This is a genomic window from Streptomyces phytophilus, assembly GCF_013870535.1.
GTDB classification, from domain to species: Bacteria; Actinomycetota; Actinomycetes; order Streptomycetales; family Streptomycetaceae; genus Streptomyces; species Streptomyces phytophilus.
In genome coordinates, this window is sequence record NZ_JACBXC010001706.1 from 1 (window position 1) to 1,049 (window position 1,049).

General features: G+C 73.4%; 1 protein-coding gene and 1 pseudogene. Both read right to left on the reverse strand.

What is annotated here, in order from left to right; all coding sequences use genetic code 11:
• Nucleotides 1–216, reverse strand: a pseudogene (locus H5J30_RS37275) (hypothetical protein); the annotation flags it as partial.
• Between the two features lie 395 nt (nt 217–611).
• The coding region (locus H5J30_RS35395) for a Sir2 family NAD-dependent protein deacetylase (RefSeq protein ID WP_309505729.1) at nt 612–1,049 on the reverse strand (438 nt) is incomplete at its 5' end.

Below are 1,049 nucleotides of genomic sequence, written 5' to 3' on the forward strand. Positions count from 1 at the left end.
CCTCAGCGCCGTCCGGCGCCGCCCCTCCTGCGCCGGAAGGGGCGCCGCGCGCGGGGCGTCCGGCCGCCCGAGGCGGTGCGTCCACTTCTCCACCGGGACCCATCTCGCCCGCGGACTCGCGAGCATCTCCAGCGAGAACTCGATCCTCCCCTGGACGACCGGCGCGTCCCATCTCCTGTCGAAGACCACGTGCTTGGTGGAGCTGGAGCGGGCCATCAGGATGAAGGGCGCGGCGTCCCGCGGGTTTGCCCGTGCGAGCCAGTCGAGCCGGTTCGACTCGTGCTCCCGGAACGGCCCGGTGTCGACCTCCGAGCAGCCGTAGAAGACCTCGTGCGCGTCGGGTATCGGCAGGAGGGGGTAGCGGGCGACAATCCGCAGACCGACTACCTTCCCCGCCCGCGCACCGGTGTTGGTGATCGTCGTCTGGCAGTCGACCTGCGGGATGTACCAGGTCTCCCCGTCCCCCTCGAACCGGTAGATCCGGAGCTTCAGCGGCCCCGCGACCGAGAGGGGCCTGAACCTGGCCAGGTGGCTCTGCCAGAGGGTGGCCAGGGATATCGCGAGCGCCAGCTAGGAGAGGGCGGCGAGGATGATCTCGATCTTCAATCGCTCTACCCGGGAGACGGCGAGAGGCGGGCCAGCAGGGGCGGCAGGGCTTCGCCTATGGGCGTGCGGACCACCTCGGCCGCGAGGTGGTCGTACGGGGTGGGCTCGGCGTTGACGACGACCAGCCGGGCTCCCGCGGCCGCCGCGCGGCCCGCGAGGGAGGCCGCCGGCTGGACCTGGAGGCTGCTGCCCACCGCCAGGAAGACGTCCGCCGCCTCGGCCACCGCCACGGCCGTGGCCAGCACCTCCGGATCCAGGTGCTGGCCGAACATCACCGTCGCCGACTTCAGGATCCCGCCGCACTCCCGGCACGGCGGGTCCGGCTCCCCGGCCGCCACCCGGCGCAGCGTCTCCGCCATCGGCCCGCGCCACGGGCAGGCCGTGCACACCGCCGTGCGGGACGAGCCGTGCAGCTCCAGCACCTTGCGGCCGGGCAGCCCCGC